Genomic DNA, 18,727 nt, shown 5'->3' with positions numbered 1-18,727 from the left:
GCGCATAATGGCGATATGCCCCAGTGCTGCGACGGGCCGAGCGGATCGTCTGACTAGCGCCACACCCAGGCATTAGCCAGAGGCCTCTCACCAGGGGTTTTGCACGTACCGCCGCCGCCCTGAGCACCTCATGGTCTGGCGGCGCAACATGCCGTCACCCGAGAAGGAGGCGGTATGGCTGAGCGGCTTTCGGCACCCTTGAGTGTCGATCTGGATCCGGTACGTCTGGTGGACGCGGACGGTTCACCCACCGGCGAGACCCGCTACAGTCGCGATCTGCCTCACGAGACCCTGGCTTGGCTGTACGAGTCCATGGTGGTCACCCGCGATCTGGACGCGGAATTCATCAACCTGCAACGCCAGGGTGAGCTGGCGTTGTACGCGTCGTGTCGCGGCCAGGAGGCTGCGCAGATCGGGGCGACGGCCTGTCTGCGCAAGACCGACTGGCTGTTCCCGCAGTACCGGGAGATCGGCGCGTTCCTGCTGCGCGGGATCACCCCGGGCCAGATGGGCGCGGTGTGGCGGGGCAAATGGCATGGGGGCATGGAGTTCACCAGCCGCTGCGTCGCCCCGATCGCGATTCCGATCGGCACCCACGGGCTGCACGCGGTCGGCGCGGCGATGGCCGCCCAACGCCTCGGCGAGGATTCGGTGACCGTCGCCTTTCTCGGTGACGGCGCGACCAGCGAGGGCGACGCGCACGAAGCGCTCAACCTGGCATCTGTGTTCAACACGCCATGCGTGTTCTTCGTGCAGAACAATCAGTGGGCGATTTCCGTGCCGGTGAGCCGGCAACAGGCCGGGCCGTCGATCGCACATCGGGCGACCGGCTACGGCATGCCGGGTATCCGCGTCGACGGCAACGACGTGCTGGCCTGCTATGCGGTGATGGCCGAGGCGGCCGAACGGGCCCGCCACGGCGGCGGTCCCACGCTCATCGAGGCGGTCACCTACCGGATGGGCCCGCACACGACGTCCGACGATCCCACGCGCTACCGGTCGGCGAGCGAGCTCGATGACTGGCTGGCCCGCGATCCGATCGCGCGCTACCGCACCTACCTTCAGACCGTGGGCGTGCTCGACGACCGTCTGGACCAACGGGTGGCGGCGCGGTCGCACCGGCTGCGCACCGAGCTACGGGACACCATCGTCGGAGCCGCCGATGCCGATCCGGCCGAGCTGTTCGACAACGTGTATGCCGAGATCACCCCGGATCTGGCACGCCAACGCGATCAGCTGTTGGCCGAACTGGCGAAGGAGGCGTGAGACCCATGACTCAGATCATCGATCGTCCTGCCGCTCAGGGTGATTCGCCGGAGCCCTGGGATCCGGCTCTGACTCTTCTCAACACGCCTCCGGCGCCGGAGTCCATGCCGGTGGCCACCGAACTGACGATGGTCGCGGCCATCAACCGGGCGCTACGCGACGCAATGGCCGCCGACGAGCATGTGCTGGTGTTCGGTGAGGATGTCGCCACCCTCGGCGGAGTCTTCCGGGTCACCGAGGGGCTGGCCGAAACCTTCGGTGCCGACCGGTGCTTCGACACTCCGCTGGCCGAGTCGGCGATCATCGGCATCTCCATCGGCCTGGCCATTCGCGGTTTCATCCCTGTCCCGGAGATGCAGTTCGACGGATTCAGCTATCCCGCGTTCGACCAGATCGCCAGCCACCTGGCGAAATACCACATGCGCACCCACGGCGACGTGAAGATGCCGGTGACGGTGCGGATCCCGTCCTTCGGCGGCATCGGTGCGGTCGAGCATCATTCGGAATCCACCGAGTCGTACTGGTTGCACACTGCCGGCCTCAAGGTGGTCGTGCCGTCCACCCCGTCTGACGCATACTGGCTGCTGCGGTACGCGATCAGCAGTCCGGACCCGGTGATCTTCCTGGAACCCAAGCGGCGCTACTGGGCTCGCGAACTCGTCGACACCAGCGCGCCGGCGCCACCGATCGGCCGGGCCACGGTGCGGCGCAACGGAACCGACGCCACGGTCATCACCTATGGCGGGCTGGTGGGTACCGCGCTGAACGCCGCCGACCTGGCCGCCGATCGGGGCTGGAGCCTCGAGGTCGTCGATCTGCGCTCGCTGAACCCTGTCGACTTCGACACTGTCGCGGCCTCGGTGCAGCGCACCGGGCGCGCCGTGGTGATGCACGAGGGGCCTCGGACCCTGGGCTTCGGGGCCGAACTCGCCGCCCGGATATCCGAGGAGTGTTTCTACGACCTTGAGTCACCCGTGTTGCGCGCCACCGGTTTTGACACGCCGTATCCGCCGGCCCGGCTGGAGAAGGCGTGGCTGCCCGGCGTCGACCGGTTGCTCGACTGCGTCGAGCGTGCGCTGGGTCAGCCGTGAACCGGCAGTTCCTGGTCCCTGATCTCGGCGAGGGACTGCAGGACGCCACCATCACCAGCTGGAGTGTCGCGGTGGGCGACACGGTCGAGCTCAATCAGACACTGTGCACCGTCGAGACCAACAAGGCCGAGGTGGAGATCCCCAGCCCGTTCGCCGGGCAGGTGCTCGAACTCGGTGGCGCAGCGGGGGACACCTTGACCGTCGGGTCGCTGCTGGTCCGGATCGACGCCAGTGAACCGGCGGGCGTTCCCACCGCTGCCCCGAAAAATGGTGCAACACCGCGTAAATCGGTACTCGTCGGGTACGGTGCCGACGACACCATGGATGCCAGTAGACGGACGCCGACGCCGGGCAGTCCGCGGGCACGTGCCAAACCAACCGTGCGCAAGCTGGCGGCCGATCTGCACGTGGATCTCGACGCGCTGACCCCGGGATCCGGGCCCGAGGGGCTCGTCACCCGCGACGACGTGCTGGCCGCTGCGGGCAGTTCGGAGATTCTCGACGTCGGTGGTGTTCAGGCAGCCATGGCGCGACGGATGTCTCTGTCACACAAGGAAATCCCCGATGCCAACGCTCGCGTCGACGTCGACTGTGCCGCGTTGCTGCAGCTGCGTGACCGAATCCGGGCCGCCGACGCGGAGTTGCCCGTCACGCCGTTCGTACTGACGCTGCGGCTGCTGGTCCTGGCGCTGGGACGGCATCAGCTACTGAACTCCACGTGGCTGGAAACCACGGAAGGCGCTCAGATTCACCGGCATCCGGCCGTACATCTGGGCTTCGGGGTGGCCGCGCCGCGTGGCCTGTTGGTTCCCGTGGTCCGTGACGCGCAGGCGATGACAACCCGCCAGTTGGCCGGCACGGTGGCCGGCCTGGTGGCGCAGGCCAGAGCCGGCACGCTCAGCCCGGCAGAACTGAGCGGATCGACCTTCACCGTGTCGAACTTCGGCGCTCTCGGACTGGACGACGGTGTGCCGGTGATCAACTATCCGGAGGCGGCGATTCTGGGCATGGGCTCGATCAAACCGCGCCCGGTCGTGGTGGATGGAGCGGTGGTGGCCCGCCCGACCATGTCGCTGACCTGTGCCTTCGACCACCGCGTTGTCGACGGAGCTCAGGCCGCCGCGTTCCTGGGTGACCTGCGCGCACTGCTCGAGGCGCCCGAGCTGGCGGTGATCGACCTCTAGACCCCGGCTACTTACGTTTGGCAGCAGCCAAACGTGCTGCGAATTCCGGGGATTCGATGGAGCGGGCCTGAGGACTGAGTTCGATGTCGACGGCGGCCCCATGCTGGTCGGTGTCGACCGTCCCCGGATTGGCGGTGGCCCGCATCGACGCCTTGGTGGCGATCACCACGTCGCGCGGCGCGGCGGCCGGGCCTGCGGCGAGCATGCGAGCGGCCCCCACCGGATCCTCGGCGATCGACAGGGCCAGGCCGTGGCGCACCGCGGATTCGGCGTCGAAGCGCATGCCGAACAACAACGCGGCCCGGGCCACCTGCGGGCCGACGCCGCGCTGCAGCATCCAGGTGGCGCCGCCGCCGGGATGGATGCCCAGCTTCTGGAATCGTGGATCGAACAATGCCGCCGGGCCCGCGATACGTACATCGGCGGCCAGCGCCAGGTTCAGGCCCGCGCCCACCGCGGCGCCGTTGACCGCGGCGATCGTCGGCAGCGTGCAATGCGCGACGGCCAGAAACCCGTCGTAGATCTTGCGCAGACCGTCCTCGGTGGCTTCGCCGAGAGCGGTCAGATCGGCGCCGGCGCAGAACGCCTTGCCCGCACCGGTGACGATCACGGCGTGCACGTCGGGGTTGGCCTCGGCGGCCTCGACCGCGGTGCGCAGGGCCGCCGACATCTCGAAAGTCACCGCATTGCGGCGATCGGGATCGTTGACGGTGATGACTGCGATGTGATCGTCGACGCTGACCAACACGGAATCCGACACCAGGTCACCCTAGCGCGCCCCCGCCGACGGCGGTGACCACAAATGTTCATCGAAACGTCAGCCGCGCCGCCCGGCGGTCCGGCCGGTGCGCGCGGACAATGATTCGATGACGGCTGACATTGCCGGTATTTCTGGCGCCCGGTCGACGCAGCCGACGCGGCGCCGATTGCTGTTGCTGGCGGCCGGATCGATCTTTGCGGTCGACGTGGGAACCAAGATGCTGGCTGTCGGCCTGCTCGAACCCGGTCGCGCGGTCCCGTTGCTCGGCGACTGGTTGGCGTGCGAGCTCACCCGCAACTCTGGTGCCGCGTTGTCGATGGCGGCCAACCGCACCGTGATGCTGACCATCGTGGTCCTTTCGGTCGCCGCGGTCATTGCCTGGATCGGCGTGCATGTCCGCTCACCGTGGTGGGCGCTGGGCCTCGGAACGATCCTCGGCGGTGCCGCGGGCAACCTCATCGATCGGTTCTTCCGGGCCCCGGGTCCGCTGCGGGGACAGGTGATCGACTTCTTGGCGGTCGGCCCGATGCCGGTGTTCAACGTGGCGGATCTGGCCGTGCTGGCGGGTGTGGTCTGGCTGATTGCGTTGTCGCTGTCGGGTTTTCCGTTCAACGGCGCCGCCCGGAGCCCGGGGCCGCATGCCGGACGTTGATCGGGACCACCGGGTCGGTTCAACCGAAGGTCCGCCGAGCCCGCCATGGCACGAGACCCCCGCGGCGATGGTCGTCGCCGGCATCGGGGGTGTGGTGGCCATCGGCGCGTTGGTGTTCGCGATCCTGATGACGTCGCACCAGTCGGTACTGCCTCCTCAACCCGATCGACTCACCCCGGTGACGCCCACCAAGCTGTCGTCGCGGTCGGTGACAACCAGCACGAGCACTTCGCCACGGACACCGGTGAGCACCAGCGAGGACATCGGACCATCGAGTGCGCCACCGCCACCGCAGGAGATCCCGGTGGAGACCAGTGCGCCGGCGACCACGACCATGTCGAATCCCTACGCCACCACCTCGGCGCCCAATGCCGGCGCATTCTGATGCAAGCCGACCGGATCGCTCGGAGCGAGGATCAGCCGAATCCGATTCCGATGCCTCCGCGACTCGCAAGGGCGTTCACGAATTCGCGCTCTCGTCTGGGCATTGCACATCCACGTAGACCGTCACCGCTGACTTCGGCAACGGCGGCACCCCGCGGTTGGGGTTGTGGATCGAATTGACCCGGCATCTGTCCAGCGGCAAAGTGCTGGTGCCGCCGACCCAGTTGATCGCCACGGTGTAACCCTCGGCACTGAGGGCCGAGATGGTCTCGTCAGCACGTTGCCCGCTGCCCGCAGTCGGCTCCGCCGCGGCCAAAGGGGCGGCCCCGAGCGCAATGGCCGGGATGATCACGGCCACACCGGTGATTTTCGAATATCGAGCATGAGTGAGCATCCCGACCCTCCCGGCGGTCGGATCTCATGCTGTCGCTCTCACCGGTAGCCCCGACCGTTGCCAGTCAGTGTATTCCCGATGTACAGGAAGTTAACAGAAAGTTACGGAAATTAGTCCTGCTGGCGGCTGCGGGCCGAGTTTGACTGACCGGGGGTATGGGCGGGCACAAAACAATCGGGCAGCATCCGGGATCACCGGATGCTGCCCGAAATGTCTCACGGAGCAGGCGGTGCGGGAACTGGATCCGCCGGGGGGAGTGGTGTTCCCGGCGCCGGCGGTGGCGCTGCCGGATCCGGCAGGTTCTCACCGAGCCCCTGCGGGACGTTCGTCCCGAGCGGCGGCGCGGTGCCCGGAAGTGGTTCACCCAGTTGCTCTTTGGGTACCTGCCCGAGCAACGAGCCACGCAGGTTCCCGTTGTGGGACATGTTGCGCATCTGTCGAAGAAAGTCGAGCCCGGAGATGTCCGCGTTCTCCTGGCCCGGTGCGACGCCGACCACCGCGCCCTCACCCGGCGCCGACGGCTTCTCGTTCTGCGGGAAGAAGTTTCCGTTGTTGAACGCTCTGAGGTTAGGTGCGTTGGTGGCTGGCGGCCCGCCGGGCGCCGACGGAGCTGCATACTGGCCCAGCAGCGCACCGGGACTCATGTCGATCCCGGCCGGGGTGCCCAGTCTGCCGGGTGCCGTTTCGGTCCCGGTCTGGCCCAGCACCGACAACCCGCTCGGGCCGAGCGGTGCGCCCATGAGAGGCACCTCGGGTCCGGGTGGCGGAGGTGGCCCGGGAGCCGGTGCCGGGGCGGCGACTGCCGGCGCACCTGGAACCTCCGGCGGTGCCGGATCGGCGGAGGCGGTTGCCGAGCAGGCAACCGCCGCGCCGACCACGAACAGCCCGGCTGCGGCGAGGGTGGCCATCGCGTTCTTGACCGCGAATGTGCCGTCCGGGTTCTCGCTCATGCCTTCGTGTTTCGCTCTCACGTCCAGCCCGTCAGACCGACTTGGTGACGCCGTAGTAAGCGACCACGTCGTCGGTGTCGGTGGTGGAGCTGGTCAGGGTGGCGTAGGACCGCAGGAAGGACTGACCCACGCAGCCGTCGATCTTGATGTGGACGTCCTTCAACGTGACACGCACCGGCGCGGCCTTGAACGACTTCTTGTTCACCGAGACGTTGGTGACGGTGCCGGGCTTGGCGTGGATCTCGATGGTGCCGGACATCGGCATGCTGACACCGGTGGGGATGATGCCGGCCAGCGTCGAGCCCGACGTGCTCAGGCCGATGGAACCGATGAGGCGGACCTGACCGAGTTCGATCCCGCAGCCGATCTGGTAGCCGGTGTCCAGCGTGCCGCCGGTCAGGGACGTGGACCCGCCGCCGGTGACGGTGCCGGTGAACGTGGCTGCGACGAGGTATTCGCGAGACGACACAGCGGTGGTCAGCGGCGCCACGGGCAGCTGGGTCTCATCTTTCGCGGCGACGGTGAGCTTCCATCCGTCCGGGGTGGTGACGATGCCGGGCTCGGCGGACGCGACGACTCCGTTGTCCGGCGGGGGGCCGGCGTCGACAGCCGGGTCCGCTGGTGGGGGTGGCGGCGGGTCGGCCGACGCGAGGGGCGCCAACGCTACCGGGGCCAGCAGGCAGACAGCAGCCAGGGTGGCGAATCGATTCAACATGCGGGAACTTGTGCCTCTCGTGGGGTTCGAATCCGAGGGATCGGCGTGGCGGTCAGAGCGAATCATGGTCGGTGTCGTATCCGGGCCGAGGTCAGACGGCCTTGGTGACGCCGAGGTAGGTGATGACGTCGTCGGTGTTGTCGGTGGAGCTGGTCAGAGTCGCGTAGGTACGAATGAACGACTGACCGGCGCACTGATCGAACTTGATGCGGACGCCCGTGATGGTCACGCGGGTGCCCGAACCCTTGAACGACTTCTTGTCGATCGGGACGATGGTGACCGTGCCCGGCTTCAGGTACACCTTGCCCTGCAAGCTGATACCGGTACCGGCGCCGACATCGCCCGCGGACCCGGTGAACGGAATCTTGATGCTCGGCGAGAAGCTGATGCCGGGGTTGATCTCCGTCTCGTCGCTGATGATTCCGCAGCCGATCTGAGCGCCGGCCTCCAGCGTGCCGCCGGTGAGCTTGGTCTTGCCACCGCCGGAGACTTTTCCGTTGAAGGTGCCGCCGACGAGGTATTCGCGCGACGACACCGCGGTGGTCAGCGGAGCGACCGGAAGCAGGGTCTCGTTGGAGCCGGTCACCGTCACGTGCCAGCCGTCCGGGGTGTCCAGGACTCCGGGAGGCGAGGAAGGCACGGCGCCGGTGTCCGGCGGGGGCGGGGCAGGCGCGGCGACGTCAGCGACCGGCGCGGGGTCCGGCGGTGGCGGGGGATCCGCTGATGCAAGGGGCGCAATCGCTACAGGGGCCAACATGCAGACTGCAGCCAGGGGGGCAAAACGACTCAACATGCGTGAACTTGCGCCTCTCGTGGTTCTGAATCCCGATGGTCTGCGACGCGCCGTGGTCGTCAGAAGCCAAGGGATCCAAGGTCTCTTGTCGCGACGAATCATTAACCGGTCGCGTTTCGAAACGGTGAACAGCGCCCCAACAACTGCCGCCGCGTTCCCATCCAGCTGGATTTTTCGAACCTGTGAGGTTCCTGGTAATGGGGTGCGCGGCAATGCATTCCAATTATGAGGAAGGGAAAACTCCGGCCGGCACACAATGGACGACCGTTAGGGGGAACGGGTTGGCCGGGTGTTCACCTTTTGGACATGTGAACCCCCGACCGTGAGGTGATCCGGGGGGACGGCAGATGCGTCGATGAGGCGCGGACGTCAACTGTGGCGCTTGCCGCCGAACTGCTATCCGACTGACGGAGGAATCGTTGAGGTCGTCTCAGGTGTACGAGCGAGGGATTGCATCGCTGCTCATTGCCTTCAGCATTGGGTTCGGTGCCATGCCCACGGCACTCGCCGAACCCGGTGATGAGGCCGGGGCTCCGGGGCCGGCGGCGCCCGGGGTGCCCGAGTTGCCTCCGGTGACACCGGGTGCGCCGGTGGCAGGTCCGGTGCCGGTGCCGGTTGCGAGCACGGATGACGCTGGCGTGCCGGCGGTTACGGCGTGCTCGACGTTCGCCGACGCTCTCGATTCGGCATCGACCTTCTACGGCGATTTCGCGGATTCCATCGAAGGTGTGGAGCGCCCCGACTATGGGGATCCGACAATCAGCACCACGAACACGAGTGGCCGGACGGCGCTGCGCGAAGCTGCTGCGTCGGCGATGAATGCCGCCGGCACACCGGGGCTCTCGCCCGACATTGCCAACCCGATGCGGTCATGGTCTTTCGGTGCCACGAAGCTGCTGCTGAAGATGGGGCTGCGGACCGGCGGTCAATCACTCAATGACTCGGCCACCCAGCTCAACACCGACGCCAACAACGCGCAGATGGCCTGCGCCGCCGCCGGCACCCACGCCTGACGGAGAACTCAATCATGTTGGAATGATCGGGTAATCGCGGCTCGGGCCGGAATCCGCCATCTTCGAACACTCACCTACCCGATGCGCGGTGCACCGTGCCTTCAGTAAAGGATTACCGTGGTCCGGCTTGTGATCTCGTTGGTCGCGCTCGTGCTAGTGGCAACCAGTTGTACTGGAAACGGTGACAAGGCCCAGGGTCCGCCGAAGGACGTGCCCAAGTCGGCACTCGAGGGGTTGTTGCTCAGCGCCGAGGAGGTCAACACCCTGATGGGGACCGACGGGATGACGGCGCACCCACCGGTCACCGAGATGAGCGACCACCGCAACCTGCTGCCCAACCTGAATTGCCTGGGCGCCTGGCAGGTCAACGAGTCCGCCATCTACGGGGATCACTGGGCCGCCATGCGCCAGGTCCTGCTCAGGGGCCCGGACAATGACAACTGGGACAACCTGCTGGTGCAGTCGGTGGTGATCTTCCCGTCAGCGCAGGACGCCACCGACTTCCTGAATCAGTCGGCCGATCGCTGGTCCAAGTGCACCAACCACCACGTGAACATCACCCTCAACGGTGAACGCCTGCCCAAGTGGACGAGCGGCGATCTCACGAGGACGGATTCCGAGCTCACCCTGCCGTTTACCCGCGTCGACGGGGATCAGACCCGCGACTGCCAGCGTGCGCTGGCCGTGGCCGCCAACCTGGTCATGGACATCCAGGCGTGTAAGCCGGCGGGATCCTCGGTGACCCAGGCCGCCGATGTGGTGGACAAGATCAAAGCCGCGATGCCCCGGTAGGTGGTGCTCACCACCGGGTAGTCTGAGCCGCGCAGTTGGTTTGTCGGTGCCGGGGGTAGATGCGGCGCCGACATCGAACGCCGCAGGCTGATTGAGATGCGACGTGAGAGGGAACCCGGTGAGAATCCGGGACTGTCCCGCAGCGGTATGCAGGAACGACCGCCGTCATCAGCACTGGCCCGCAGGAATCTGCGGCTGGGAAGCGACGGCCAGTAGGAGCACGGTTTGCGTGCGCGCCTGTGAGTCCGAAGACCTGCCAGCCGTACCGGGCGCGCCGCGTCCGGTGGTTCATCGCCTCGCGGAATGGGCAGTGGCCGAAAGCGGTTCACTCATGGTGGGTGGCTGTGTTCGGTTCGGCGTCTCCAGGCGATGGCCATCCCTCGCACGTTGAAGGACGTCGTCATGAGCACAACCGCAACACCCTTCGTCGCCACCATTCTCGGGTCGCCCCGAATAGGTCCCCAACGCGAACTCAAGCGCGCCGTCGAGAAGTACTGGGCGGGACGGATTGATCGCGATGAACTCGAGTCCGTCGCTGCCACCCTGCGCCGCGACACGTGGGCGTCGCTGGTCGCGGCCGGGCTGGACTCGGTCCCGGTCAACACGTTCTCCTATTACGACCAGGTGCTCGACACCGCAGTTCTGGTCGGTGCCCTGCCGACCCGAGCCCACGGTATCGCCGATGATCTCGACCGCTACTTCGCCGCAGCCCGCGGGAACGACGACATCGCCCCGTTGGAAATGACCAAATGGTTCGACACCAATTACCACTACCTGGTGCCGGAACTGGGGCCCGACACGTCGTTCTCGCTCTGCCCGACGAAGGTGCTGGGGGAGCTGGAAGAGGCTCGGGTACAGGAGATTCCGGTACGGCCGGTGATTGTCGGGCCCCTCACCTTCCTGGCGCTGTCGAAAGCTGTCGACGGCGCGGACACACCTATCTCCCGGTTGGAGGAACTCGTCGAGGTCTACGCCGAATTGTTGGGCCTGCTGGTCGACGAGGGAGTCGAGTGGGTCCAGTTCGATGAGCCGGTGTTGGTGACCGACATCCTGGACAACGCTGCCGAACTCGCCGAGCGGACGTACTCGCGGCTCGGTGCTGTGGGCAAGCGGCCTTCGGTCTTCGTCGCGACCTACTTCGGTGAGCTGACCGACACACTGCCCGCCCTGGCCCGCACGCCGGTCGAGGCCATCGGTATCGATTTGGTGGCCGGCTCTGCCACTGCCCTGGCAGCTGTGCCGGAGCTGAGGGAAAAGCTCCTGGTGGCGGGGGTGGTCGACGGACGCAATATCTGGCGCACCGATCTGGAGCGCGCTCTGCGCACTTTGACCACGCTGCCGGCGTCCGCGGCGGCGGTAGCGGTTTCGACGTCGTGCTCGACGCTGCATGTGCCGTACACCCTTGATGCCGAGCCGGATATCGATGCGGCGCTGCGCAGTTGGCTGGCCTTCGGGTCCGAGAAGGTTGATGAGGTGGTGGTCTTGGCGCGCGGCCTCAGGGAGGGACGGGACGCGATCTCGGCCGAGATGACGGCATCCAACGCTGCCATCGCGTCCCGCAAGTCCGATCCACGGCTCAACAACGGCCGAGTCAGGGCGCGGATCTCGTCCCTCGTCGCCTCGGGTTCCACACGTGGACCGGCCGATGAGCGTCGCAGCGCACAGCAGGACCGGCTGAGTCTGCCGACTCTGCCCACCACCACGATCGGGTCCTACCCGCAGACCGCGGCCATCCGCGTTGCCCGTGCCGATCTTCGGTCCGGCAAGATCGATGCCCCCGAATACGAGGGCCGGATGAAGTCGGAGATCGCCGATGTCATCGCCTTGCAGGAGCAACTCGGCCTCGATGTGCTGGTACACGGTGAGCCCGAGCGCAACGACATGGTGCAGTATTTCGCCGAACAACTTGACGGGTTCTTCGCCACGCAGAACGGCTGGGTGCAGTCCTACGGCAGCCGCTGCGTGCGCCCGCCGATCCTCTACGGGGACGTGGCGCGGCCCAAGCCGATGACCGTTGAGTGGATCACCTATGCCCAGTCGCTGACCGACAAACCGGTCAAGGGCATGCTCACCGGCCCGGTCACCATCTTGGCCTGGTCTTTCGTCCGGGACGATCAGCCATTGGCCGATACCGCTTTTCAGGTTGCCCTGGCCATCCGGGACGAAACTGTGGACCTGCAGTCAGCAGGCATCGCGATCATCCAGGTGGACGAGCCCGCGTTGCGCGAACTGCTACCGCTGCGCACCAATGACAAGGCGGCGTACCTACGCTGGGCCGTCGATGCGTTCCGGCTGTCCACCTCCGGCGTCGCCGACTCCACACAGATCCACACCCACCTGTGCTACTCGGAGTTCGGTGAGGTGATCGGGGCGATCGCTGACCTGGACGCCGACGTGACCTCCATCGAGGCGGCCCGTTCACACATGGAGGTGCTCGGTGATCTCAATGCCGCCGGGTTCTCCAACAGTGTCGGCCCGGGTGTCTACGACATCCACTCACCGCGGGTGCCCGGCGTGGAGGAGATCGTGAGGTCACTGCGTGAGGCTCTCAAAGCGGTTCCCGCCGAACGTCTCTGGGTCAATCCAGACTGCGGACTGAAGACCCGAACCACAGGTGAGGTGGCCGAGGCGCTCAGGCATCTGGTCGGCGCTGCCGCGGAAGTGCGCGCGGGATAGCGTCATTCAGGTCGCCGAGCGTGGGCCTTGTGCACGCAATCGGGTCGATTGCCGTGCACAAGGCCCACGCTTGTTGCGGCTCAGCATCTCCGGTGCATCAACCGAACTCGACGACGTTGGTCGGTGCCCGGAAGCGTTCCAGCGACCGTGATCGGTAGACGACCGCCGCAGCACGCGACAGGACCTTGCCCCGGCCCGCAGGCATCTCAAGTTCATGGGCCGCGCGAACGCCGGGGATCGCACGCAGCTCGCCGTAGCGGTCGGCGGTGAATGAGAAGGGCATCGGCGGCGCGGTGTACTCCTTGCTGAGTCTGATGCCGCGCCGTTGCGAGTACCAGCTCAGAAACCGCGGGACGCTGTCGAAGATCAGATGTCCCCCGGGGAATCTGGCGGCACAGACGGCAATGAGGTCGAACACCGCGTCGTGCTCCAGATATTGGAACAAGCCCTCGGCAGTGATGAGCACACCGTTGGCAGTGTCGACCTGGTCCATCCAGGAGTAGTCGAGGGCGGACTGCGCCAGGTAGCGGAGTCTGTCCGAGGACGGTAGCAATTCCTGACGCAGCCCGATGATCGGATCCAGATCCACTGAAAGCCAATTCATCTCGCCGTTGTCGAGACGCCAGAAGCTGGTCTGCAGCCCCTCGGCGAGCGCGACCACGGTGGCACGTGGGTGCGCCCGGAGGTACCGCCGAGAAGCGTTGTCGAATGCCAGGGCCCGCAGTGCGGTGGCTTGGTGGGTACGGCCGAAATGCTGATAGTCGTACCCGAGGCCATCGCGCAGCGTGATCGCCAGCGGGTCCTCGATGATGCCGTCGGACCGGGCAGCCTCGGTCGCTCTCTGATGCAGAGTCAGTAGCGCGGTTTCTGATATCGCCGTCAGATGACGAGCGTCGATGACTGGCATGCGCCGACCGTACCCCGGCGGCGCACAAGCAGAGGCACAGGTGTTGCGTCGTCGAGAACCATTGCCCCGGTTGAAAGATCATCACGGAAATCCCGGGAACTTTCTGGTGCTCGTGCCCGACTAGCTCAATTACGAGGCAACGCGTACCGGCGGTGTGGTCGCAATCAACGCTCATGCGAGGAGGTGATGACGTGACCGCACCGCTGTGGTTCGCGGTGCCTCCAGAGGTGCATTCGGCTCTGTTGACTGCCGGGCCGGGTCCCGGATCCCTGATCGCGGCAGCTGCCCAGTGGCAGGGCTTGAGCGCGCAATACAGTGCTGCGGCCGCCGAGCTCACGCAGATCCTGGCCGAAGTTCAGGGCGGTAGCTGGGAAGGGCCCAGTGCCGCACAGTATGTGGCTGCCCACGGCCCTTACCTGGCGTGGCTGGAACAGGCCTCGGCCGACAGTGCCGTCACCGCGGCGCAGCATCAGACCGCTGCCGCCGCTTACAGCACCGCGTTGGTGACCATGCCCACCCTGGTGGAACTCGCCACCAACCACGTCACCCGCGGCGTGCTCTTGGCCACGAACTTCTTCGGCATCAACACCATCCCGATCGCGCTCAACGAAGCCGATTACGTGCGGATGTGGCTGCAGGCGGCCGAATCGATGGCCACCTACGAAGCGGTGGCGACGAGCGCGTACTCGGCGGTTCCCTCGACCCGGCCGGCCCCGTCGATCCTCGCGCCGGGAGGTGAAGCACGGAGCGAGCAGCAGAATACGTCCGGCTCAACGTCAGGGGAGAAGCCGCTGGACGACGTCTGGAAACTGATCTCGGATCTCATTTCCGGAGCCGGCAATCCCCAACAGCTCCTCGAGACCTTTCAACAATTCTTCGGGCAATTGGGGTTCAATCCGGCCGAGGCCGCCATACTCGCCGCCATAGCACTGGTCCTCTACGACATGCTCTGGTATCCCTACTACGCGTCGTATTCGCTGCTGCTCCTACCGTTCTTCGCGCCGGCGCTCAGTGCCCTAAGCGCCCTGGGCGCGCTGGCGCTGCTGCAGGACAAGGTCCCGGCGCCCGGGCTGATGCCGGGGCCCACCGACGTCGACACCGGGCACCGCGCAGGCCGGTCAGTCGAGGTCGGCGTGCCATTGCCCCCGTCCGCAGCCTCGACAGCAGTTCCGCAGACCGGTACGGGGTCTGGTGCGCCCACCCCGAGCAGTCCGGGCACCACGGGCGGTGCGGCAGGCCCATCTACTGTCGGCTACGCCGTGCCCGGTTTGGATCCGCCCGCAGTGACCGCAGGACCCAGGACCGGCGCGAATTCACCTGACCGAATGGCGGACGTCCTCACCACCGTAGCCGCGGCCAGAGCGGCGGCCGTGGCCCGCAACCGGCGAAAACAGACGGGGCGCAACCGAGACCGCGCACGTAGTTACCGCTATGAATTCCTGGACGCCACGGATGCGGTGGACGGCCCGGCGGAAGGCCACGATCTTGGCCGACCCGCGTCACCGTCATCCAGTAGGACGGGGGCGTCCGTACTCGGGTTCTCCGGAGCCGCCCCGGTCACCACCAGTGCACCTGCGGCCGGGTTGGTTCGGCAAATGTCCGACGGCGCCGGACAATCCGTCCCCGTGCTTCCCAGCACTTGGGCGGGAAACTCACAGAAGAATCGCGAATAGCGGGAACTTTCAACCGGTTTGGCTCGACCAATCCGACAGTCGCAACATCAGCGCGACGCAGAACAGCGCCGAACGAGGAGAAGAGATGACGCTGAATGTGAAAGGGGAGGGGCTCGGGACGCAAGTCACGGGAATCGATCCCAGGAACCTCGACGGCGTCATGAGGGACGAGATCCGCGAGATCGTGTACCAGAACAAGCTGGTGATCCTGAAAGATGTCCATCCGACTCCAGCGGAGTTTCTCGAATTGGGCCGCATCGTGGGTGACGTCGTCACGTACTACGAGCCGATCTATCACCACCACGACCATCCCGAGATCTTCGTCTCCTCGACGGAGCAAGGTCACGGCGTGCCCAGGACCGGCGCATTCTGGCACATCGACTACATGTTCATGCCGGAACCGTTCGCATTCTCCATGGTGGTGCCGCTGGCGGTGCCGGGGACTGATCGGGGAACCTACTTCATCGACCTCAACAAGGTCTGGGAGTCCCTACCGGACGCCGTACGCGACCCGGTCCGCGGAACTTTCGCCACCCATGATCCCCGGCGCCACATCAAGATTCGCCCACATGACGTGTACAAACCGATCGGCGAGGTCTGGGACGAGTTCTCCAGGACCACGCCGCCGATCACCTGGCCGACGGTGATAAGGCACCCGAAGACCGGGCAGGAGATCCTCTACATCTGCGCATCGGGCACCACGAAAATCGAGGACCGGCACGGACATCTCCTGGAGCCCGCCGTGCTGCAGGAACTGATGAGTGCCACCGGACAACTCGATCCAGATTTCGCCTCGCCCTTCATTCACACCCAACACTACGAAGTCGGCGATGTTGTGTTGTGGGACAACCGGGTTCTGATGCACCGGGCGAAACACGGCACCACGCCGGGCACTTTGACGACTCATCGGCTGACCATGCTGGACGGCCTCACCACACCGGGATATGGAGTATGAGCATGAGCACCGTTGAGACACTGCCTCTGGCCAGCAGTGGGGACAGCATCGCGCACATGGCACCGATCCCCGAGGATCTGCTGGTCAAGGTCCTGGAACCCTATTCGTACAAGGGGTGCCGCTATCTTCTCGACGCGGAGTACGAAGCCACCGAGAACTCGGTGTTCGCCATCGGGAACTTCAGCATCAAGGAGCCGGCATACATCCGCGACACCGGCCACTTCAATGCTGCGGAATGGGTCCTGTGCTTCAACCAACTCGCCTACAGCGCGTTCGCGCCCGCCATCCTCAACGAGGTGATACCCGAATTCCGGGGATGGTCGATCGAGGACTACTTCAACTATCAGCTGCCCAGCATGTTGATCAAGACCACGGCATCACGTTTCAAGCGTCCGATCAAGTCTCATGGATTCTCGGCGCGGTTGCTGTGCAAGGACTTCGAGGTCGTCGACCGAACGATTCGCTATCTCAAGATCCCCTGCACGGTCGAATTCTGGGATGAGGACGGCGGGGCTGCATCCGGCGAAGTCGAACTGGCGGCACTCAACATTCCCTGATCCGTCTACGAGAGCAGTTACACAGCTATGGCACACCCACCAGCCACGGTGCTGGAACGCATCGTCGAGAGGGCGAGGCAGCGTCCGGACGCGATCGCCCTGCGCCGCTGCGACGGCGGCAGCGTGATCCGCTACCGAGACCTCATGGCCGAAGTGAAAAGAGTGGCAGGCGATCTCGCTTCTCATGGCATCTCGACCGGGTCTCGGGTGTTCGTCGTCTCGGACAACGGGCCCGAGACCTATTTGTCCGTGTTGGCCTGTGCGGCAGTGGGCGCCATCGCGGTCATGGTCGACGGCCGCCTGCCTCCGGCCACCATCGACCGCTTCGGCGAGATCACCACCCCCAGCGCGATTCTGATCGGTCCCGGGTGCCGGCTACAACCCACCGAGCTCTCAGAGGGACTCCGTTCGATACCCGTCTGGGCTGTCCACATCCCCGTGGGAACGGACTGCGCCGCTCCGGTTCCAGAGCCGGTATCCGGCTTTCCCGATCTGGGAGCCGATCATCCGCTGGCGATGATCTTCACCAGCGGCACGACCGGTGCACCGAAAGCCGTTCTGCTGCCGAATCGGACCTTCTATTCGATCGCCGATACCCTGCAGCGAGAGCGATTGACCTGGGTTGACTGGGTCGTCGGCGAAACCACCTACTCGCCGTTGCCCGCGACGCACATCGGTGGGCTCTGGTGGATCCTCAATTGCCTGATGCAGGGCGGGTTGTGCATCACCGGCGGCGACCACGCGTCATCCATCGGCGAGATCCTCACCGCGAATGGCGTTGCGACAACGTGTCTGGTTCCCACGCTGCTGACGCGCTTGGTGTCCGAACTGCGGTCCTCCGGTGCGCCGGTCCCGCCGTCACTTCGCATGGTGGGTTATGGCGGATCCCGCGCGATTGCTTCTGACGTCAGCTTTGTAGAGGCGGCGGGCGTTCGTACCGCGCAGGTCTACGGTCTCAGCGAAACCGGTTGTACCGCACTGTGCCTCCCCACCGATGACGGGTCGATCGCCAGAATTGCGGCGGGCGCGGTGGGCCGGCCGTATCCCGGCGTGGAAGTTCACCTGGATGACGACGGCAGCGGTCCGCCCACACAGTCCGGCTCCGGTTCGGCTTCCTCGGGCGTGTCGTGGATCAAGTCCCCGGCGAACATGTTGGGGTATTGGGACAACCCCGACCGCACCGCGGAAGCTCTGGTTGACGGGTGGGTGAACACCGGGGACCTTCTGGACCGTCACGACGACGGCTACTTCTACATCAGGGGACGGTCATCAGAGATGATCATCTCCGGTGGGGTGAACATCGCGCCCGACGAGGTTGATCGAATCGCCGAGAGTGTCGCCGGCGTCGACGAGGCGGCCTGCTTCGAAATCCCCGACGAGGAGTTCGGTGCGCTGGTGGGTCTGGCTGTGGTCGCGTCGACCAGCATGGACCAGTTAGGGGCCAGGAAGCTCAAACAGGCCATTGCGGCTCGCTTCCGGCAGGAATCAGAACCCATCGCCAGGCCATCGACAATCAGGTTCGTGCAAGAGATTCCACGAACCCGGTCCGGCAAGATCATGCGAACGTCGCTGAGTGCTGGGACCGGCAGTGATACCGCCACGGTGACTGCCGGTGGCTGAGACACCGAGGGAGAGAATCCTCGCTGCACTCGCAGAGGTGCTCTACGTCGATGAGTCGGATCTCGTCGACGGTGACGCCACCGACCTGAGAGACCTCGGGCTGGACTCGGTTCGATTCGTCCTGTTGATGAAGCAACTCGGCATCGATCGGGAATCGGACCTACCGCGGCGACTGGCGGACAACCTGTCGATCGCCGGCTGGGTCCGGGAGTTGGAGAAGCTGGGTGAACCTGTCTGAAGGTGCTGATGCACCACGTATTCCGCTGAGTCGATCCCAACAGAACATCTACCGCGGGGCTCTGCACGACGATGATCCCGACCTCTACCTGATAGGTAGAAGTTACC

The 18,727-nt window shown here is 65.7% G+C and carries 19 protein-coding genes and 1 riboswitch; of the genes, 13 read left to right on the top strand and 6 right to left on the bottom strand.

What is annotated here, in order from left to right; genetic code table 11:
* Positions 1–174: 174 nt before the first annotated feature.
* From pdhA to AB0I14_RS30440, 3 genes are all read left to right on the top strand, one after another.
* Entirely contained in the window at positions 175–1,266 is a 1,092-nt protein-coding gene (gene pdhA / locus AB0I14_RS30450; protein ID WP_358030144.1) for a pyruvate dehydrogenase (acetyl-transferring) E1 component subunit alpha, read from the top strand.
* A gap of 104 nt (positions 1,267–1,370) precedes the next feature.
* Positions 1,371–2,357, top strand: coding sequence for an alpha-ketoacid dehydrogenase subunit beta (locus AB0I14_RS30445; RefSeq protein ID WP_358030270.1), 987 nt, complete (start codon positions 1,371–1,373; stop codon positions 2,355–2,357).
* Positions 2,354–3,541: a dihydrolipoamide acetyltransferase family protein gene (locus AB0I14_RS30440; protein ID WP_358030142.1), complete on the top strand. Its 1,188-nt coding sequence runs from the start codon at positions 2,354–2,356 to the stop codon at positions 3,539–3,541. Before AB0I14_RS30445 ends, AB0I14_RS30440 begins: the two co-directional genes overlap by 4 nt.
* A gap of 7 nt (positions 3,542–3,548) precedes the next feature.
* On the opposite strand, the gene AB0I14_RS30435 is transcribed toward AB0I14_RS30440, so the two are convergent.
* Positions 3,549–4,301 carry an enoyl-CoA hydratase gene (locus AB0I14_RS30435; protein WP_358030140.1) on the bottom strand — a complete coding sequence of 251 codons (753 nt, stop codon included), beginning with the start codon at positions 4,299–4,301 and terminating at the stop codon, positions 3,549–3,551.
* Positions 4,302–4,407: 106 nt separating this feature from the next.
* On the opposite strand from AB0I14_RS30435, the gene AB0I14_RS30430 reads away from it, so the two are divergent.
* Positions 4,408–4,953, top strand: a complete 546-nt coding sequence (locus tag AB0I14_RS30430; protein ID WP_358030137.1) for a signal peptidase II — start codon at positions 4,408–4,410, stop codon at positions 4,951–4,953.
* Positions 4,940–5,338, top strand: coding sequence for a hypothetical protein (locus tag AB0I14_RS30425; protein ID WP_358030134.1), 399 nt, complete (start codon positions 4,940–4,942; stop codon positions 5,336–5,338). The genes AB0I14_RS30430 and AB0I14_RS30425 overlap by 14 nt, the downstream gene beginning before the upstream one ends.
* A 75-nt stretch (positions 5,339–5,413) precedes the next feature.
* Here the strand turns inward: AB0I14_RS30425 and AB0I14_RS30420 are convergent, their stop codons facing one another.
* The 4 genes from AB0I14_RS30420 to AB0I14_RS30405 form a co-directional block, all read right to left on the bottom strand.
* Positions 5,414–5,695, bottom strand: coding sequence for a hypothetical protein (locus tag AB0I14_RS30420; protein WP_358030132.1), 282 nt, complete (start codon positions 5,693–5,695; stop codon positions 5,414–5,416).
* Between the two features lie 251 nt (positions 5,696–5,946).
* The gene (locus AB0I14_RS30415) at positions 5,947–6,681 is read right to left on the bottom strand and encodes a hypothetical protein (protein ID WP_358030129.1); all 735 of its coding nucleotides are present in this window, start codon (positions 6,679–6,681) and stop codon (positions 5,947–5,949) included.
* A gap of 31 nt (positions 6,682–6,712) precedes the next feature.
* The gene (locus AB0I14_RS30410; protein WP_358030126.1) at positions 6,713–7,396 is read right to left on the bottom strand and encodes an MspA family porin; all 684 of its coding nucleotides are present in this window, start codon (positions 7,394–7,396) and stop codon (positions 6,713–6,715) included.
* Between the two features lie 91 nt (positions 7,397–7,487).
* Complete coding sequence (locus AB0I14_RS30405; protein ID WP_358030124.1) at positions 7,488–8,153, bottom strand: MspA family porin; 666 nt, start codon at positions 8,151–8,153, stop codon at positions 7,488–7,490.
* 527 nt (positions 8,154–8,680) lie between these two features.
* On the opposite strand from AB0I14_RS30405, the gene AB0I14_RS30400 reads away from it, so the two are divergent.
* From AB0I14_RS30400 to metE, 3 genes are all read left to right on the top strand, one after another.
* Positions 8,681–9,202: a hypothetical protein gene (locus AB0I14_RS30400; protein ID WP_358030121.1), complete on the top strand. Its 522-nt coding sequence runs from the start codon at positions 8,681–8,683 to the stop codon at positions 9,200–9,202.
* A 117-nt stretch (positions 9,203–9,319) separates the two neighbouring features.
* Positions 9,320–9,994 (top strand): sensor domain-containing protein, encoded by a 675-nt coding sequence (locus AB0I14_RS30395; RefSeq protein WP_358030118.1) that lies wholly within the window; start codon positions 9,320–9,322, stop codon positions 9,992–9,994.
* Positions 9,995–10,061: 67 nt separating this feature from the next.
* A riboswitch (cobalamin riboswitch) is annotated at positions 10,062–10,270 on the top strand.
* A gap of 126 nt (positions 10,271–10,396) precedes the next feature.
* Positions 10,397–12,670: a 5-methyltetrahydropteroyltriglutamate--homocysteine S-methyltransferase gene (gene metE / locus AB0I14_RS30390; protein WP_358030115.1), complete on the top strand. Its 2,274-nt coding sequence runs from the start codon at positions 10,397–10,399 to the stop codon at positions 12,668–12,670.
* Between the two features lie 97 nt (positions 12,671–12,767).
* On the opposite strand, the gene AB0I14_RS30385 is transcribed toward metE, so the two are convergent.
* Positions 12,768–13,577 carry a class I SAM-dependent methyltransferase gene (locus AB0I14_RS30385; RefSeq protein ID WP_358030112.1) on the bottom strand — a complete coding sequence of 270 codons (810 nt, stop codon included), beginning with the start codon at positions 13,575–13,577 and terminating at the stop codon, positions 12,768–12,770.
* Positions 13,578–13,768: 191 nt separating this feature from the next.
* On the opposite strand from AB0I14_RS30385, the gene AB0I14_RS30380 reads away from it, so the two are divergent.
* From AB0I14_RS30380 to AB0I14_RS30360, 5 genes are all read left to right on the top strand, one after another.
* Positions 13,769–15,250, top strand: a complete 1,482-nt coding sequence (locus AB0I14_RS30380) for a PPE domain-containing protein (RefSeq protein WP_358030109.1) — start codon at positions 13,769–13,771, stop codon at positions 15,248–15,250.
* 85 nt (positions 15,251–15,335) lie between these two features.
* Positions 15,336–16,205: a TauD/TfdA family dioxygenase gene (locus AB0I14_RS30375; RefSeq protein WP_358030106.1), complete on the top strand. Its 870-nt coding sequence runs from the start codon at positions 15,336–15,338 to the stop codon at positions 16,203–16,205.
* Between the two features lie 2 nt (positions 16,206–16,207).
* Positions 16,208–16,762 (top strand): FcoT family thioesterase, encoded by a 555-nt coding sequence (locus tag AB0I14_RS30370; RefSeq protein WP_358030103.1) that lies wholly within the window; start codon positions 16,208–16,210, stop codon positions 16,760–16,762.
* A gap of 27 nt (positions 16,763–16,789) precedes the next feature.
* Positions 16,790–18,382 (top strand): fatty acid--CoA ligase FadD10, encoded by a 1,593-nt coding sequence (gene fadD10 / locus AB0I14_RS30365; protein WP_358030100.1) that lies wholly within the window; start codon positions 16,790–16,792, stop codon positions 18,380–18,382.
* Positions 18,375–18,620, top strand: coding sequence for an acyl carrier protein (locus AB0I14_RS30360; RefSeq protein ID WP_358030098.1), 246 nt, complete (start codon positions 18,375–18,377; stop codon positions 18,618–18,620). The genes fadD10 and AB0I14_RS30360 overlap by 8 nt, the downstream gene beginning before the upstream one ends.
* The last annotated feature ends 107 nt before the right edge of the window (positions 18,621–18,727 follow it).

The sequence above is a fragment of the Mycobacterium sp. NPDC050441 genome (assembly GCF_040655355.1).
GTDB lineage: Bacteria > Actinomycetota > Actinomycetes > Mycobacteriales > Mycobacteriaceae > Mycobacterium.
This window is presented reverse-complemented; position numbering and strand designations above follow the sequence as displayed.

Coding starts and splice junctions, on each gene's coding strand:
- pdhA (WP_358030144.1), top strand. CDS start 175: ATGGCTGAGCGGCTTTCGGCACCCTTGAGTGTCGATCTGGATCCGGTA.
- AB0I14_RS30445 (WP_358030270.1), top strand. CDS start 1,371: ATGCCGGTGGCCACCGAACTGACGATGGTCGCGGCCATCAACCGGGCG.
- AB0I14_RS30430 (WP_358030137.1), top strand. CDS start 4,408: ATGACGGCTGACATTGCCGGTATTTCTGGCGCCCGGTCGACGCAGCCG.
- AB0I14_RS30425 (WP_358030134.1), top strand. CDS start 4,940: ATGCCGGACGTTGATCGGGACCACCGGGTCGGTTCAACCGAAGGTCCG.
- AB0I14_RS30415 (WP_358030129.1), bottom strand. CDS start 6,681: ATGAGCGAGAACCCGGACGGCACATTCGCGGTCAAGAACGCGATGGCC.
- AB0I14_RS30410 (WP_358030126.1), bottom strand. CDS start 7,396: ATGTTGAATCGATTCGCCACCCTGGCTGCTGTCTGCCTGCTGGCCCCG.
- AB0I14_RS30405 (WP_358030124.1), bottom strand. CDS start 8,153: ATGTTGGCCCCTGTAGCGATTGCGCCCCTTGCATCAGCGGATCCCCCG.
- AB0I14_RS30400 (WP_358030121.1), top strand. CDS start 8,681: ATGCCCACGGCACTCGCCGAACCCGGTGATGAGGCCGGGGCTCCGGGG.
- metE (WP_358030115.1), top strand. CDS start 10,397: ATGAGCACAACCGCAACACCCTTCGTCGCCACCATTCTCGGGTCGCCC.
- AB0I14_RS30385 (WP_358030112.1), bottom strand. CDS start 13,577: ATGCCAGTCATCGACGCTCGTCATCTGACGGCGATATCAGAAACCGCG.
- AB0I14_RS30375 (WP_358030106.1), top strand. CDS start 15,336: ATGACGCTGAATGTGAAAGGGGAGGGGCTCGGGACGCAAGTCACGGGA.
- AB0I14_RS30370 (WP_358030103.1), top strand. CDS start 16,208: ATGAGCACCGTTGAGACACTGCCTCTGGCCAGCAGTGGGGACAGCATC.
- fadD10 (WP_358030100.1), top strand. CDS start 16,790: ATGGCACACCCACCAGCCACGGTGCTGGAACGCATCGTCGAGAGGGCG.